Annotated in this window: 14 protein-coding genes; 7 read left to right on the top strand and 7 right to left on the bottom strand. The window is 67.9% G+C overall.

The genetic code is table 11. The annotated features are described in order from the left end of the window. Positions 1–80: 80 nt before the first annotated feature. From AC3WMA_RS13345 to AC3WMA_RS13335, 3 genes are read left to right on the top strand one after another with little or no spacing between them, the layout of a single operon-like run. Positions 81–764 (top strand): GntR family transcriptional regulator, encoded by a 684-nt coding sequence (locus AC3WMA_RS13345; RefSeq protein ID WP_492285834.1) that lies wholly within the window; start codon positions 81–83, stop codon positions 762–764. Position 765: 1 nt separating this feature from the next. Then, positions 766–2,205, top strand: coding sequence for an aldehyde dehydrogenase family protein (locus tag AC3WMA_RS13340; RefSeq protein WP_492285833.1), 1,440 nt, complete (start codon positions 766–768; stop codon positions 2,203–2,205). Between the two features lie 55 nt (positions 2,206–2,260). Beyond that, entirely contained in the window at positions 2,261–3,652 is a 1,392-nt protein-coding gene (locus AC3WMA_RS13335; protein ID WP_492285832.1) for an amidase, read from the top strand. Between the two features lie 3 nt (positions 3,653–3,655). Here AC3WMA_RS13335 and AC3WMA_RS13330 read toward each other — a convergent pair whose 3' ends face one another. Beyond that, the gene (locus AC3WMA_RS13330; RefSeq protein ID WP_492285831.1) at positions 3,656–4,726 is read right to left on the bottom strand and encodes an Ldh family oxidoreductase; all 1,071 of its coding nucleotides are present in this window, start codon (positions 4,724–4,726) and stop codon (positions 3,656–3,658) included. A 71-nt stretch (positions 4,727–4,797) separates the two neighbouring features. Further along, positions 4,798–5,808 (bottom strand): amino acid ABC transporter substrate-binding protein, encoded by a 1,011-nt coding sequence (locus tag AC3WMA_RS13325; protein WP_492285830.1) that lies wholly within the window; start codon positions 5,806–5,808, stop codon positions 4,798–4,800. Between the two features lie 184 nt (positions 5,809–5,992). Between AC3WMA_RS13325 and AC3WMA_RS13320 the strand changes: the two genes are divergently transcribed. Genes AC3WMA_RS13320 through AC3WMA_RS13310 form a run of 3 tightly spaced genes read left to right on the top strand, consistent with a single transcriptional unit; the run spans position 5,993 to position 8,674 of the window. Then, positions 5,993–6,793, top strand: a complete 801-nt coding sequence (locus AC3WMA_RS13320) for an HpcH/HpaI aldolase family protein (protein ID WP_492285829.1) — start codon at positions 5,993–5,995, stop codon at positions 6,791–6,793. A gap of 13 nt (positions 6,794–6,806) precedes the next feature. Further along, complete coding sequence (locus AC3WMA_RS13315) at positions 6,807–7,730, top strand: cupin domain-containing protein (protein WP_492285828.1); 924 nt, start codon at positions 6,807–6,809, stop codon at positions 7,728–7,730. A gap of 11 nt (positions 7,731–7,741) precedes the next feature. Then, complete coding sequence (locus AC3WMA_RS13310) at positions 7,742–8,674, top strand: DUF6282 family protein (protein ID WP_492285827.1); 933 nt, start codon at positions 7,742–7,744, stop codon at positions 8,672–8,674. Positions 8,675–8,923: 249 nt separating this feature from the next. On the opposite strand, the gene AC3WMA_RS13305 is transcribed toward AC3WMA_RS13310, so the two are convergent. From AC3WMA_RS13305 to AC3WMA_RS13285, 5 genes are all read right to left on the bottom strand, one after another. Next, a complete protein-coding gene (locus AC3WMA_RS13305; protein WP_492285826.1) occupies positions 8,924–9,910 on the bottom strand; it encodes a Bug family tripartite tricarboxylate transporter substrate binding protein in 987 nt (328 codons plus the stop codon). 84 nt (positions 9,911–9,994) lie between these two features. Further along, a complete protein-coding gene (locus AC3WMA_RS13300; RefSeq protein ID WP_492285825.1) occupies positions 9,995–10,798 on the bottom strand; it encodes a DNA-binding transcriptional regulator in 804 nt (267 codons plus the stop codon). Positions 10,799–10,889: 91 nt separating this feature from the next. Next, a complete protein-coding gene (locus AC3WMA_RS13295; RefSeq protein WP_492285824.1) occupies positions 10,890–11,873 on the bottom strand; it encodes an NAD(P)H-quinone oxidoreductase in 984 nt (327 codons plus the stop codon). Then, complete coding sequence (locus tag AC3WMA_RS13290) at positions 11,870–12,511, bottom strand: fumarate hydratase C-terminal domain-containing protein (protein WP_492285823.1); 642 nt, start codon at positions 12,509–12,511, stop codon at positions 11,870–11,872. The genes AC3WMA_RS13295 and AC3WMA_RS13290 overlap by 4 nt, the downstream gene beginning before the upstream one ends. After that, positions 12,508–13,377: a fumarate hydratase gene (locus AC3WMA_RS13285; RefSeq protein ID WP_492285822.1), complete on the bottom strand. Its 870-nt coding sequence runs from the start codon at positions 13,375–13,377 to the stop codon at positions 12,508–12,510. The genes AC3WMA_RS13290 and AC3WMA_RS13285 overlap by 4 nt, the downstream gene beginning before the upstream one ends. Positions 13,378–13,602: 225 nt before the next feature. Between AC3WMA_RS13285 and AC3WMA_RS13280 the strand changes: the two genes are divergently transcribed. Next, complete coding sequence (locus AC3WMA_RS13280; RefSeq protein WP_492285821.1) at positions 13,603–15,054, top strand: aromatic amino acid lyase; 1,452 nt, start codon at positions 13,603–13,605, stop codon at positions 15,052–15,054. The last annotated feature ends 2 nt before the right edge of the window (positions 15,055–15,056 follow it).

Below are 15,056 nucleotides of genomic sequence, written 5' to 3'. Positions count from 1 at the left end.
GCGAGGGGGCGCCCAGCCACGCGCTTGGATTGACAGCCCCTGTATCCTGGATACCATTTTCGACGGTTGTGGAGACGTCGATGGGCCAGGTGCTCGCATGGCGCAGCCAGTCGCGCCTGCTCGACGAAGTGGCGCAGGCTCTGCGTGAACGCATCTATGCCGGGGTCTACGCACCCGGCGCAACGCTGCGGCAAGAGCGGATCGCGGCCGAGTTCGGCATCAGCCGGACGCCGCTGCGCGAGGCCTTCCGCGTGCTGGAGCGTGACGGGCTCGTCGTGAACAAGCCGGGCAGCGGGGTCAGGGTCGCGACGGCCGACCTGCCGAAGCTGCTCGATGCCTATGCCGTGCGCGAGGCGATGGACGGCGTCGCGGCGCGCCATGCAGCCGAGCGGGCGTTACCGGCCCAGATCAGGGAGCTGGCGAAGCTGGTCGAGCGTCAGCGCAAGCTGATCGCGGACTGGAACGCGAGCGACTACTCGCAGTCGAATATCGATTTCCATCTGGCGATCATCGATGCGGCCGGGAATGCCTCTTTGCCGCCGCTCGTGCCGCTCCTACACCTGACCTCCCAGGTTTTCGCGCCGGCCTTCGCGCTGTCCTGCGAGCGGGCCGCGGCCGCGGTCGCCGAGCACGGCGATATCCTCGCCGCAATCCAGAAGCGCCAGCCCGATGACGCCGAGCGCGTCGCGCGGGCCCATATCCATGCGACGGCTGTCCGCCTCAAGGCGCAGCTCTCCGAAAAGCAAAACCCGATCGAGGCCTGACGTGAAGACCTACAGCAATTTCATCGCGAATGAATGGCGCGACGCCGTGGATGGCGAGCATATCGAGGTCCGCAATCCCTCGACCGGGCAAGTGTTTGCGAAGCTTGCGCGTGGCAGGCAGGAGGATGTCGATCTGGCGGTCGCCGCCGCGCGGCAGGCGCTCACCGGCGAATGGGGCCGCCTGACCGCGACGGAGCGCGGGCGCATCCTGAGCCGGATCGCGACCGGCGTGCTGGCGAATATCGACCTTCTCACCGAGATCGAGGCACGCGATGTCGGCAAGCCGCTGACGCAGGCGCGGGCGGATGTCGTGGCGCTGGCGCGCTATCTCGAGTTTTACGGCGCCTCCGCCGATAAGGTGCATGGCGACAGCATTCCCTACCAGAACGGTTTCACCGTCCTGACGATCTACGAGCCGCATGGCGTCACCGGGCATATCATCCCGTGGAACTACCCCATGCAGATCCTCGGCCGCAGCCTCGGCGCGGCGCTCGCCATGGGCAATGCCGCCGTCGTCAAGCCGGCGGAGGAGGCCTGCCTCACGATTCTGGAGTTCGCGCGGATCGCGCAAGAGGCCGGGCTGCCGGCGGGTGCGATGAACATCGTCACAGGCTTCGGCACGGAAGCCGGCGCGGCGCTCTCCGCGCATACCGACATCAACCACATCTCCTTCACCGGCTCGGCCCGGACCGGCGAGATGGTGCAGGCTGCTGCGGCCCGCAACGCCGTGCCGGTGACGTTGGAGCTCGGCGGCAAATCCGCCCAGGTCGTCTTCGCCGATGCCGATCTCGACCGTGCCGTGCCCTTCCTCGTCAATGCCGGCATCCAGAACGCCGGCCAGACCTGCTCGGCCTCCTCGCGTATCCTCGTCGAGCGCTCCGTCTATGAGGACGTGATCGCGCGGATGAGCGAAAAATACCGCGCGCTCAAGGTCGGGCCGGCCGAGGCCGATCTCTCCGTCGGCCCTGTGGTCTCGCAGCGCCAGAAAGCGATCGTCGAGGACTTCCTCGGCGTGGCCCGCAAGGACGGCCTGAAGGTCGCGGCGCAGGGCACGATCGTCGCGGATGCGCCGTCGGAGGGCGCCTATGTCGCGCCGACCCTGCTGCGCGACGTTCCGCCCGATCACAAGCTGGCGCAGGAGGAAATCTTTGGGCCCGTGCAGGTGATCATGCCCTTCGATACCGAGGCAGAGGCGCTCGCGCTTGCCAACGGCACGCCCTACGGGCTGGTCTGCGGCATCTGGACGAGCGACGGCGGCCGGCAGTTGCGGATGGCGCGGGCCGCGCATGCCGGTCAGGTCTTCATCAACAATTACGGGGCCGGCGGCGGCGTCGAATTGCCCTTCGGCGGCGTCAAGAAATCGGGCCATGGCCGCGAGAAGGGTTTCGAGGCCCTCTACGGTTTCGCCAGCATGAAGACCATTTCGATCTTCCACGGGTGAGGGCGTTTCCGCGGCCCTTCGGGCCGTGGATGCCGGATAGGACGAGAGCTGCTCCATGACCGATCTTGCCGATCTGAGCGCGGTTGCGCTGGTCGAAGCCTATCGCGCCCGCAGGCTTTCGCCCGTCGAGGTCGTCGATGCGGTCACCCGGCGCATCGACGCCTGGGAGCCGCAGCTCAATGCGCTCTGGGCCTATGATCCGGAGGCGGCGCACGAGAGTGCGCGGCAATCCGAGGCGCGTTGGGCCAAGGGCGAACCGCTCGGCGCGATCGACGGTGTGCCCCTCACGATCAAGGAGAACATCGCGACCAAGGGGACGCCGGTCCCGCTCGGCACGGCCGCGATGACATTGGTGCCGGCCGCGGCCGATGCGCCTCCGGCGGCGCGCACCCGCGAGGCAGGCGGCGTGATCCTCGCCAAGACGACCATGCCCGATTACGGCATGCTCTCCTCCGGCCTGTCGAGCTTCCACAAGCTGGCGCGCAACCCCTGGGATCTCTCGACCAATCCGGGCGGGTCCAGCGCCGGCGCGGGAGCTGCGGCGGCGGCCGGCTACGGCCCGCTCCACGTCGGCACCGATATCGGCGGCTCGATCCGCCTGCCGGCCGGCTGGTGCGGGCTTGTCGGCCTGAAGCCTTCGGCCGGGCGCCTGCCGATCGATCCGCCCTTCATCGGGCGCGTCGCCGGGCCGATGACGCGCACGGTAGCCGACGCCGCGCTCTACATGTCGGTTCTGACCAAGCCCGACCGGCGCGACACGATGGCGCTGCCCTATCAGGATATCGACTGGCTCGATCTCGCGAGGCCGGTGAAGGGCCTGAAGATTGGCCTGTGGCTGGAGGCGGGCTTCGGACAGGAGGTCGGCGCCGAGACGCTCACGGCGGTGCAGGGCGCGGCGGCTGCGCTGGCTGATGCCGGCGCGGCCATCGTGCCGATCAAGCCCTTCCTGACGCGCACCATGATCGACGGGCTCGACCGCTTCTGGCGGGCACGGGGCTATGAGGATGTTTCCCGCCTGCCGCCGGAGCAGCAGGCCAAGATCCTGCCCTATATCTTCAACTGGATCGTGAGCGCCAAGGACTTCACGGGCGGCGACGTCTATTCCGGCTTCGCCCAGATCGAGGCGATGCGCAATGCGCTCCACGCCGCGCTCAAGGATGTCGATTTCATCATCTCGCCGACGGCGCCGGAACCGTCCTATCCGGCCGAATGGGCCTCGCCCTTCAACGATCCGCAGAGGCCCTTCGAGCATATCGCCTTCACGGTCGCGGCCAATATGGGCGGCCAGCCGGCGGTCTCGATCAATTGCGGCTATTCCGGCACCGGCCTGCCGATCGGCCTCCAGATCATCGGGCAGGCCTTCGACGATCTCGGCGTGCTGCGCCTCGCGCGTGCCTATGAGGAGATGCGCGCGCCGTCGCGGCCCTGGCCGACCCTCGCGGCTTGAGGTTTAAGTCGCGCTGGTTGCTGCGAGAGCCTCGGGAATGGGGACGTCGAGGCGGCCGGCATGGCTGCGCAGCGCTTCGAGCGTCTCCTTTGCGAGAGGGCAATGGCCGGTGAAGCGGCTGCGTGCCTGAGTCGCGCGGTCGCCGGGAACGCGGACAGGAGCCGCTCCGGCCGCGACCCGCGACTCGCGAACGCGATCGGTTAGCCCCGATGCGGCTGCCGCGAATTCGGCAGGCGGGCGCAGGCCCTCGATCCGGATCGCGAGGAAGAGGTTCGCGCTGTCATAGGGGCGGGCCATGTCGCCATAGAGCGGTCGCACCGCCTCGCCCATACCGCCGCCGGAGAGGCCACCGGCGATGAGATCGATCATCAGCGCGAGGCCGAAGCCCTTGGCGCCGGCTGCGGGCAGGAGCGTGCCCTTCAGCGCCTCCACCGCGTCGCGCGTCGGCAGGCCCTCCGCCGTCTGCGCCCAGCCTTCCGGGATCGGCTCGCCCTTGTTCGCTGCGAGCCTGATCTTGCCTAGGGCGCCGGCGCTCATCGCGAAATCGAGCACGACGGGCTCGCCCTCGGTCGGGACGGCGATCGCCAGCGGGTTGTTGCCAACGACGGCTTCGGTTCCGCCGGGAGCGGGCAGCATCGGGCGCGTATTCGCCATGACGATGCCGATCTGGCCGGCGAGCGCGATCCTGCGGGCGAAGCGCCCGGCGGCGCCGAAATGGAAGGCGTTGCGGACGGCGACCAGCGCGATTCCATGGGTTTCGGCGCGGGCGATGGCGATCTCGCAGGCGGTTTCGGCCGTGACCTGCCCCAGCCCGTTGCTGGCGTCGATGCTCAGGCGCGCACCCTGGTCGACGACGATCGCGCCGGTGGCACGGGGATCGACGGAGCCGCCTGCGATCCGGGCGAGATACATCGGCAGATGCAGCAGGCCGTGCGAGGGCAGGCCCTCGCTATCGGCTTCGATGAGGGCCTCCGCGACGATGGCCGCATTGTCGGCCGGTGCGCCGGCCGCTTCGAGCAGCGCGACGGCAAAGCTTTTCAGGCTCTCCGCCGGATAGAGATTCGAAGTCGCCATCAGCCTGTCCTCGATGCAAGACGCCCGGCGCTGTGGCCGGGCGTGGTCGTCACACGCGTCGGTCGCGGCGCTCAGCGCACCGGGGGAGCGTATTGCAGGCCGCCCTGGGTCCAGAGCTTGTTGAGGCCGCGCCCGATGCCGAGCTTCGAGCCGGTGCCGACATTGCGCTCGTAGACCTCGCCGTAATTGCCGACCTGCTTGACGATCTGCTGGGCCCAGTCGGGCTTCAGCCCCATCGATTCCCCGAAATTGCCGTTGCCGCCGAGCAGGCGCTGGACTTCGGGCGAGCCGCTGGTCTTGAGCCCGTCGGCATTGGCGGAGGTGACGCCGAGCTCCTCGGCCACGATCATGCTGTAGAGCGCCCAGCGCACGATGCTGGTCCAGGTCTCGTCGCCCTGGCGCACGACCGGGCCAAGCGGCTCTTTCGAGATCAGGTCGGGCAGGATGACGTATTCGGCCGGGTTCACCAGCTTCAGGCGATAGGCGGAGAGCGCCGAGACGTCGTTGCTGAACACGTCGCAGCGGCCGGATTCGAAGGCTTTTGCGACCTGATCGCCGGCCTCGAAGGCGACGCCCTCGTACTTCATGCCGTTCGCGCGGAAGTAATCGGCGATGTTGAGCTCGGTCGTGGTTCCCGTGGGCACGCAGACCGAGGCGCCGTTCAGGTCCTTGGCCGAGGCGATGTTCGCGGATTTGCGGACCATGAAGCCTTGCCCGTCGTAATAGGCGACGCCGACATAGCGCAGGCCCATCTGGGTATCGCGCCCCAGCGTCCAGGTCGCCTGCCGGGAGAGGACGTCGATCTCGCTGGTCTGCAACGCGACGAAACGGTCCTTGGGGCTGAGCGGGGTGAAGCGCACCTTCTTGGCGTCGCCGAGCACGGCGGCTGCGACCGCGCGGCAGATATCGACGTCGAAGCCACCCCAGAGCCCCTTTTCGTCCGGCACGGAGAAGCCGGCCACGCCCGGGCTGACGCCGCAGACCAGTTCGCCGCGCGCCCGGACGTTCTCGAGCGTGCCGGCGGTGGCGGGCAGGGCAGAGGCGGCAAGCAAGCCGGCGAGCAGCAGGAGGCGCTTCTTCATTTTGGATGGCCTTTCAGACGGTGCGATCCGCCGTTTCGTTGATCCCGGCGCGATCCTGCCGGCTTTCTGACTCAGGGGCAGTTGCGCATTGGTGCATTTCGTCACGTGAAACGAGGCCAATTCCGGCCGCGTGCGGCTGCGGCGATGCCCATCATCGCGACCATCGAAACCGGCAGGTCGCATCATGCAGGCTCCCGCACCGAACAGCTTCCGCCAGCGCCTGCTTAGCGGCGCCTTCCTGGCGGGGAGCTTCATCAAGACCCCGACCGCCCATGCAACCGAGATCCTCGGATTCTGCGGCTACGATTTCATCGTCGTCGACCAGGAGCACGCGCCCTTCGACCGCAATGCGACGGATATCGCCTTGCTGGCGGCACGTGCGGCCCGCATCGCAGGCGTCGTCCGGGTGCCCACGCTTTCGGCGGACGCGATCCTCTCGGTGCTCGATTGCGGCGCCGAGGGCGTGCTCGCGCCCCATATCGCCACGGTCACCGATGCCGAGGCGCTGGTCGCGGCCTGTCGCTACCGGGGCGGCAAGCGCGGCTTCTCCGGTGTTACCCGGGCCGGCCGCTATGGCGGATCGAAGATGTGGGATCTCGTCGACGCGTCCGATGCGGCTGTCGCCACCATCGCCATGATCGAGGACCCCTCCGCGCTGGAGCGGATCGACGATATCCTCGCGGTCGAAGGACTCGACGCCGTCTTCATCGGCCGCGGCGATCTCACGGTGGCTTTCGGTGCGCCCAATCGCGATGCGCCGGTCGTCCGCGATGCGGTCGATGCGATCCTCCGAGCCGCCAAGGCTGCCGGCAAGCCTGTCTGCGTGATGACGGATAATGGCGAGGAATCCGCCGCCTTCGCCGAGCGCGGCGCCAGCGCCTTCATCCTCTCCTCGGACCAGGGTTTCCTGCGCAAGGCCGCGAGCGACACCCTCTCACAGATGCAGGCCGCCCGGAGCCGAGTCGAAGCCGCCGGCGCGCGATAGGAGAACCGAACCCGTGTCCAGCTATCCTTCCAGCGATCCCCGTTCGCAACTGGCGGCGCAGTCCGCCGCCAAGGCACCAGCGGTCAAGGCCTATGCCGGCGCCGATTACGCTCGCTTCTATGCGGAGGCGCCACAGCAGGCCGGTGAGGGCTTCAAGACCTGGCTGGCGCGGGGGCAGAACTTCATCGTCGCGTATTCGGATGTCGGAGCCGGTGCCGCCCTGGAGCGCCCGGCGCAACCCGACGAATATTGCCTGATCCTGCCCGAGGAGACGCTGGGCGCAACGGTCACGGCCCGCGGCGAGACGGTCGAGGTGCCCGGCCGTTCGATCGCCTTCATTCCGCCCGGCGCGTCGAAGGTGACGGTGGCAGGGAAGGGGCGCCTGATCCGCATCTTCTCCAGCGCTGCGCCCGATCTGGCCGCCGCCTGCTTGAACGCGGCGTCCTATGCCGAGCCCCACGCCAATGTCGCGCTGCTCAAGCCCTGGCCGGAGCCATCCGGCGGCTGGAAGGTCCGCGCCTACGGCCTGGATGTCGATGCCGGCGGCACGGGGCGTTTCGGCAGCATCTTCCGCTGCACGACATTGATGGTGAACATGCTCGATCCGCGCTTCGGCCTGCGCGACATCACCACGCTTTCGCCGCATCACCACGACGATTTCGAGCAGGGCTCGCTCGTCATCGACGGCGGCTATATCCACGATATCCGCTGGCCCTGGACGCCGGACATGCGCATCTGGCGCGAGGACGAGCACGAGCTGATGGCCGCGCCCTCGCTCACCGTGATCCCGCCGCCGTCGATCCATACCTCGCGCTCGGTCCTGCCGGGCCTGAACCAGATGATCGACATCTTCTCCCCGCCGCGCCTGGATTTCTCGCTGAAGCCCGGCTGGGTCATCAACGCCGCGGATTACCCGATGCCCGGCGAAACCGCGTGAGGGCCACGGACATGAACGCCATTGCTACCAGCGCCGATGCGCGCAGCCGCCAGATCGCCGATCTCCTCGTCGGCGCCGTCGACCTGCACTGCCATAGCGGCCCGGCCGCGATGCCGCGCATCCTCGACCATCACGAGGCGATGCTGGACGCCGCCGAGGCCAAGTTCCGCGCCGTCGTCTACAAGGACCATTTCTATCTGGGCACGGCGCACGCGATCCTGCTGGAGAAGCTCGTGCCGGATACCGGCGTCAGGCTGTTCTCCGGCATTGCGCTGAACAATGCCTCGGGCGGCTTCAACCCGCATGCGGTCGACCATGCGATCAAGCTCGGCGGCAAGATCGTCTGGCTGCCGACGCTCGCGGCCAAGAACCATATCGACGTGCTGGCCTCCGGCGCCGTGAAGACCTTCCCGAAGACCGCGCAGAAGATGCTCGATCCAATCCCGCTGACGGCCTTCGGCCCGGACGGCAAGCTGATCGACGAGGTCAAGCAGATCCTCGACCTGATCGCGGAGGGCGACATCATCCTGGCCGGCGGCCATCTCTCGACGCCGGAACTCTTCGCGGTGTTCGAGGAAGCCAGGGCCCGTGGCGTGAAGAAGCTGCTCGTCAATCACCCGACCTACATGGTCAACAACTGCAGCGACGCGGAAATCCGCCATCTCGTCGGGCTCGGCGCGGTGATGGAGCATTCGATCTGCATGTTCGTCGAGGGCAAGTCGAAGAAATTCGATCCGCCGGAGCTGCGCCGGGTGATCGATGTCGCCGGCGTCGAGAACACCGTGCTCTGCTCGGATCTCGGGCTTACCGGATCGCCGCGCCCGATCGACGGCTATCGCGAGATCGTCGGCCATCTGCTCGACCTGCAGTTCACCGAAGCCGAGATCAAGCGGATGACCGGCGGGCATGCGGCGGAGTTGCTGGGGCTCGGTCAGGCAGCGTAGAGCTGTCTCGATTTTGATCGAACCTCGCCGTCATCCCGGACAAGCTGCGCAGCAGCGCCGATCCGGGGTCCATCGTAGGGCTCCGGAGCCGTACGATGGATCCCGGGGCAGGCCCGGGATGACGGCGTGTTTCCCGAGGAAGCCAAGCACGCTGCCGTTTCGCTGCGCCCGGGATGATGGGCTTTGGTTAAACGAAAATGGCCCGGGGTTTCCCGGGCCATCTTGCTTTAACGCCAAGCCGCCTCGCACTCAGTCGAGCGTAATGCCGGCGGCCTTGATCACATCGGCCCATCTGGCGATTTCCATCGCTTGGGCCGTGCGCATCGCCGCCGCATCGCCGCTGCGGGCGCGCACGCCGATCACGGCGAGCTTGTCGCGGCCTTCCGCGCTTTCGACATAGGCGCGGGTGATCGCGGCGAGGCGCGCAACCACGGGTTCCGGCAGTCCCTTGGGGCCGACCAGGCCGAACCAGCCGGCCGTGTTGACGTCGGGCAGACCGGCTTCCGACAGCGTCGGCACCTCCGGCAATTGCGGCGCGCGCTGGTCGCTGGTGACCGCGAGCCCGCGGATCGCGCCGCTTTTGACATGCGGGATATAGGCCGGGATGAAGTCGATCGCGACATTGACGACCCCGGCGAGTAGGTCCGTCGCCAGCGGCGCCGAGCCGCGATAGGGCACATGCGTCATCTGGAAGCCGGCCTTGCGCTGGATCAGCTCGCCGATCATGTGGCCCATCAGGCCGAAGCCGGGGCTGCCGAAGGTGAGCTTGCCGGGATTGGCCTTGCCGTAGGCGACGAGCTCCGCGAAGGACTTGGCCGGCACGGAGGGATGCACCGCGACGATGCCCTGGACGTCGCCGAGCAAGGCGATCGGCGTGAAATCGGCGAGGGGGTCGAAGGACAGCGTCTTGTAGAGCAGCTTGTTGGTCGCGAGCGGGCCCGAAGACGAGAACATCAGCGTGTAGCCGTCCGGTGCGGCGCGAACAACGCTGGTCGCCGCGATATTGCCGCCGGCACCGGTCTTGTTCTCGACGATGAAGCCCTGGCCGAGCTCGCCGCGCAGTCGATCCGCCAGAAGCCTTGCGACCACGTCGGTCGAGGCGCCGGCCGGGAAGGGCACGACGATATTGGTCGCACGGCTCGGCCAGGTGTCGGCGAAGGCCTGTCCGTTGCTTGCCAGGACGCTTGTCCCGGCGATCCCGGCCATGAATCCACGGCGTGAGAGCAGTCGCTCCATCGAATGTTCCTCCCCACGGCGCCACTGCGGACGCGTTGGGCGGAGACTAGGGGCGCGCCGTCGCGTGGCTGCGGAAATGGGGCGTCATTTCTCACCTTGAAACGCGACGCCCATGGATTGCGACAGCGCCTCCAGTTGCGCCTCGATGCTGGCGGCCGCCTTCTTGAGGGGATGGATGATCCGCGCCTTGTCGTCGGGATTGGCGACGGCCGCGCGGAAGAAGGTGACGCCGAAGGTCGCGAGCACCCGTTCACCGAGCTTGATCGGTACGGCGATCGTCGCGGAATTGCGCGGCTCGACGGCGGTGTCCCGCTCGGTATAGCCGCGCCAGCGGGCCTGCGCGATCAAGCGCTCGATATCCTCGTCGGTCAGGCTGCTGTTCTCGGCATCGGCAGAGGCGCGCATCGCCGCGAGCAGCACGGTGCGCTCCTCATCCGGGCAGAAGGCGAGATAGGCGCGCCCGAGCGCCCGCCCGCCGAGGCTCAGGCGATAGCCGAGCGTGGCATGGAATGGCGAAATCGGGCTGTCCGGTATCGTGCTGAAGCGGACGATGACGGCATCGTAGTCCAGCAGGCAGACGGTGCAGGGCCATTTGATCTGGCGGGTCAGCGCTGTCGCCCAGGGGCGCGCGGCCTCGATCACCATCGGCGCGCCGTGGAAACCCGAGCTCAGTTGCGTGACCTGGGAGGTGACGAGATAGCCGCGCATGCGCTCGTCGCGCGTGACGTAGCCCGCCTCGATCAAGGTCTCGAGCAGGCGCACGATGGTCGGCTTCGGCAGGCCGGTGCGGCGATGCAATTCGCCGACCGTCGCCGGGCTGGAGCGATTGACCTCGGTCAGCAGGCGTAGCGCCTTGAGGACGGATTGAACGGGCGCGAAGGAGAACACTCTGCAGGTCCGGCGTGACGACAACGAACGCCGACACTAGTGCAGAACCCGCAATGCTTGCTCGCAGTTTTTCAGGCGGCGACCGCGGCACTCAACCCGGCATGGTCAGGACGACCTTGCCGATCTGCTCGCCGGCATCCATCAGCGCATGGGCGTCGCGGACATCGGCCCAGTCGAAGGCCGCGCAGATATGGCTGCGTATCCTGCCATTCGCGAGCAGTGGCCAGACCTGATCGGCCAGCTCCATCGCGATCCGGCCCTTGTAGGCGGCGTCGCGCGGGCGCAGCGTCGAGCCCGTCAGGGTCAGCCGGCGGCGGACGATGTTGCGGACATTGACCTCCGCCGTCTGGCCGAGATGGCTGGCGATCAACACGACGCGGCCGTCCGGCGCGAGCAGGCCGAGCTGCTTTTCGGTATAGGGGCCGGCCTGCGCGTCGAGCACGACATCGACCTTCTCCTTGCCGATCGCGGCCTCGATCTCGGCGACCCAGTCGGTGCGGTAATCGACGGCATGGTCGGCGCCGATCTCTTGGCTGACGGCGCGCTTCTCGGCCGAGCCTGCGGTCGCGATGACGCGGGCGCCCCGGAGCTGCTTGGCGATCTGGATCGCGGCCATGCCGACGCCGCTGGTGCCGCCCTGGACCAGTAGGGTCTCGCCCTCAGCCAGCCGGCCGAGCCAGATCACGTTGTTCCAGGCGGTGAAGAAGACCTCGGGCAATGCGGCGGCCTGGGCGAAGGAGAATCCACCGGGCAAGGGCAGGCATTGCGAGGCCGGCACGGCGCAGAACTCGGCATAGCCGCCGCCATTGGCGAGCGCGCAGACGCTGTCGCCGAGCTTGGGCCAGGCGACATCGGCGCCGACCGCCTCGACCACGCCGGAGACATCGAGGCCAGGCAGATCGGTCGCGCCGGGCGGGGGCGGATAGAGGCCGCGCCGCTGCTGGATGTCCGGACGGTTGACACCTGCGGCGCGGACGCGGATCAACACGTCGGCCGGGCCGAGTTCGGGGCGCGGTCGCTCGCCGAAGGCGAGGACCTCCGGGCCGCCCGGCCGGGTGATTTCGATCACTTTCATCGCGATGTCTCGTTGTTGCCCGCAGAGGGGTGAAGCGATTGCAGGATGTTGGGCATCCGCTCGCGCGCCGAAGCCATGAGGCGCTCATAGATCGAATTGCCGTGGGCATCGATGGCGACGATGACCGGGCCGAAGCCGTCGAGCCGGATGCGGTTCAGGCGGAATTGCATGATCAGGTCCGTCCAGGCGCAGTCCGTCACGGCCTGCACGCCCTGGCTCAGCAGCGCCGAGGCTCCGCCGACGAAGGAGAAATAGACGCAGCCGGTCTCGCGCATCGCCTCGACGCTCTCGCGCCCGAGCCCGCCCTTGCCGCCGGTCGCACTGAGGCCCAGAGTCCGGATCAAGGTCGGCATCAGGTGGTCGAAGCGGCTCGACGTGGTCGGGTTGACGTAATGCAGCGGGCCGGGGCCGTTCGCGGCTTCCTCATAGCTCACGCCCATATGGAAGAAGGCGCCGCCGCGCAGCGGCAGGGGCAGGTCGCGACCGGCCGCCAGCTCCGCGACCATGCGCTTCTGCGTGGGCATGCCGACGGTCGCGACCGCATCGCCATCGAGCAGCACGACCTCGCCGAGCTTCAGCGACCGAGCATCCTCGCGGGACAGGGGCAGGGTGAGGCGACGGGGCGGAGAAATCGTCATTCGATCCGCTCCACCACTCCGGAATTATGGATGCGGGCGCGGGTGCGCCGGTTGATCCAGCAATTGAAGGAGACCGCGACGGGCGTGAAGCCATGGCCCGAGGCGTATTCGATATGGACGCCGAAGGTCGTGGTCGAGCCGCCGACGCCCATCGGGCCGAAGCCCATCTGGTTGACCGCGCGGGTCAGGCGCTCCTCCATCTCGGCGACCATCGCCTCGGGATTGCGCTCGCCGAAGGGCCGCAAGGTCGCGTCCTTGGAGAGCTTGGCGGCATGGTCGAAGGTGCCGCCGATGCCGACGCCGATCACGACCGGAGGGCAGTGCTGTCCCCCCGCGCGCAGGACAAGCTCGAGGATGCAGCGCTCGATCTCCTCCAGGCTCGGGCTGACCAGGATCTCGATCGCGGCCCAGCGCCCGCCGCCGAGCGCCTTGGGCGCACAGGTGATGTCGAGATAGTCGACCTCGCCGATCAATTCGCAGGAGACGAGCGGCATGTCCTTGCCGTGGAAGCTGCGCTCATTGGTCAATGGATTGGTGACGAAGCGCAGGAGCGGCGGCTGGATCGTGCGGACGAGATCGGCGAAGCCATCGACGATGGCCTGGCGGATATCGCCTTCCATGCGGGCGCCGGAGCCGATCTTGAGGGTGTAGCTGGGCACGCCGGCATCGGAGCAGAGGAACTTGCCGGTCTTTTCGGCGCGCTCGGCGCTGTCGAGCATGAAGGCGAGGGTCTGGCGGGCCTGCGGCTCGGTTTCGGTCGTCAGGGCCTTGCGGAACTCGGCCTTGGAGGATTCAGGGATCCGGCGCAGCGACCAATCGTAGAGATTGGCCGTGACCTCCTTGACCAGATCGTAAGTGATCGCCATGCGCTTGCGCCCGTTTCGATGGCGTGAACCTAGCCGATCCGAGGCGGGCGGCCGTGCGGCCGTGCTCTATTTCAATCAATGAAACGAAAGCGTTTCCCGGCCGCATGCGTAGGCTTCCCGGCCATCACGGAATCGGTCAGAGCTGCGCAGCGTATCGCGCTGAAGAACAGGCCGGGCGAGGGGAAACCTCCGATGCCCGGCTGTCTTGCTGGGGACGGAATTGCCATGAGCCATGTCGCTATCACCGGTTTCGATCTGACGATCGATGGGCTCGTTCGCATTTCCAGAGAGAAGGCGCCGGTTTCGCTCACGGCGGAGGCGGTCGAGCGGATGAAGGCGGCCCGCGCCGTCGTCGACGATGCCGTGGCGCGCGGCGAGAAGGTCTACGGCGTCACCACCAGCGTCGGCGCCAAGACCGGCGTGCCGCTGGCGCCCGACCGGATCGGCGAATTCAACCGCCGCCTGCTGCTGACTCACAACGTCGCGCATGGACCGCTTGCGCCGCATGAAGCGGTGCGGGCAATGATGGCGGTGCTGCTCAATGCGATGGCGAGCGGGCGCCTCGGTGTGCGGCCGCTGCTGGCCGAGCGGCTGGCCGCCGCCCTGAACGAAGGCCGCGCGATCGACGTCCATATCTGGGGCTCGATGGGCCAGAGCGACATGGCGCCGATCACCGATCTGGCGCTGGCGCTCTATGGCGATCTCGAATTGCAGGCCGGCGAGGCGCTGGCGATGCTGAATTCCAGCGCGCTCGCGCTCGGCACGGCGGCGCTGGCCATGGCCGATCTCCGCGATGTTCTCGACCAGTGGAGCCTGATCGCCGCGCTCAGCATGGAAGGCTTCGCCGCCAATCCCTCGATCGTCTCGAACGCCGCCTTACAGTCGCGCCCCTTCGCCGGGCTGAAGCGGCATGGCGAGCGCATCCGGGCCTATCTCGCGGGCAGCTACATCTTCGCCAAGGGCGGGCCGCGCCATCTGCAGGACCCGCTGAGCTTCCGCTCGCTGCCCTTGCTCCACGGCACGGCGGCCGACAGCCTCACCTTCGCCTATGGCCAGGTCGAGGCTGAATTCAGCGCCAGCCAGAACAACCCGATCGTCTCGATCGAGGAGCAGGCGCTGATCTCCGTCGCGAATTTCGACACGGTCTCGCTGTCGATGGCGCTTGATATCGCCCGCCTCGGCTTCGCGCCGGTGATGACGAGTTCGGCGGAGCGCGTCGCCAAGCAGGTCGATTCCTTCTGGTCCGGCCTCACCGTCGGGCTGATCGAGGAAGACGGCGTCGGCCTGCCCGGCTTCAACGGGCTGGCGCAGTTCCACAAGGCGATCACATCCGAGGCGCGCCTTGCGACGATGCCTGTCGTGCACGAGCTCGCCAGTTCCAGCCATTCCAACGGGAATCTCGACCGGGCCGGCATGGCCGGGCTCGCTGCCCGCAAGACCGGGGAGGTCGCCTCGCTCTGCCGGTCGATCGCGGCGGTCGAATTGATGGTTGCGGCGCAGGCTGTCGATATCCGCAAGGCCACCCCGCTTGGCACCGTAACCGGCAGGCTTCATGCGCTGGTGCGGGAGGCCGTTCCCTTCGCGGCGGCGGGCGACCGCGTGCCGCATCTCGACACGCTGCTGCGGCATCTCGGAGAGCGCCGCGATACCGTCCGCGCGATGGTGGAGCCGGCCTGACG

Source organism: Allobosea sp. FW305-C-101, from assembly GCF_058783685.1.
Note: the sequence above shows the minus strand (reverse complement) of the source record. Positions and strands in the feature narration are given on the sequence as shown.

Excerpts from the sequence above, each read along its gene's own strand:
- AC3WMA_RS13330 (WP_492285831.1), bottom strand. The coding sequence starts at position 4,726 with ATGGCGACTTCGAATCTCTATCCGGCGGAGAGCCTGAAAAGCTTTGCC.
- AC3WMA_RS13280 (WP_492285821.1), top strand. The coding sequence starts at position 13,603 with ATGAGCCATGTCGCTATCACCGGTTTCGATCTGACGATCGATGGGCTC.
- AC3WMA_RS13295 (WP_492285824.1), bottom strand. The coding sequence starts at position 11,873 with ATGAAAGTGATCGAAATCACCCGGCCGGGCGGCCCGGAGGTCCTCGCC.
- AC3WMA_RS13285 (WP_492285822.1), bottom strand. The coding sequence starts at position 13,377 with ATGGCGATCACTTACGATCTGGTCAAGGAGGTCACGGCCAATCTCTAC.
- AC3WMA_RS13325 (WP_492285830.1), bottom strand. The coding sequence starts at position 5,808 with ATGAAGAAGCGCCTCCTGCTGCTCGCCGGCTTGCTTGCCGCCTCTGCC.
- AC3WMA_RS13320 (WP_492285829.1), top strand. The coding sequence starts at position 5,993 with ATGCAGGCTCCCGCACCGAACAGCTTCCGCCAGCGCCTGCTTAGCGGC.
- AC3WMA_RS13310 (WP_492285827.1), top strand. The coding sequence starts at position 7,742 with ATGAACGCCATTGCTACCAGCGCCGATGCGCGCAGCCGCCAGATCGCC.
- AC3WMA_RS13345 (WP_492285834.1), top strand. The coding sequence starts at position 81 with ATGGGCCAGGTGCTCGCATGGCGCAGCCAGTCGCGCCTGCTCGACGAA.
- AC3WMA_RS13290 (WP_492285823.1), bottom strand. The coding sequence starts at position 12,511 with ATGACGATTTCTCCGCCCCGTCGCCTCACCCTGCCCCTGTCCCGCGAG.
- AC3WMA_RS13335 (WP_492285832.1), top strand. The coding sequence starts at position 2,261 with ATGACCGATCTTGCCGATCTGAGCGCGGTTGCGCTGGTCGAAGCCTAT.
- AC3WMA_RS13305 (WP_492285826.1), bottom strand. The coding sequence starts at position 9,910 with ATGGAGCGACTGCTCTCACGCCGTGGATTCATGGCCGGGATCGCCGGG.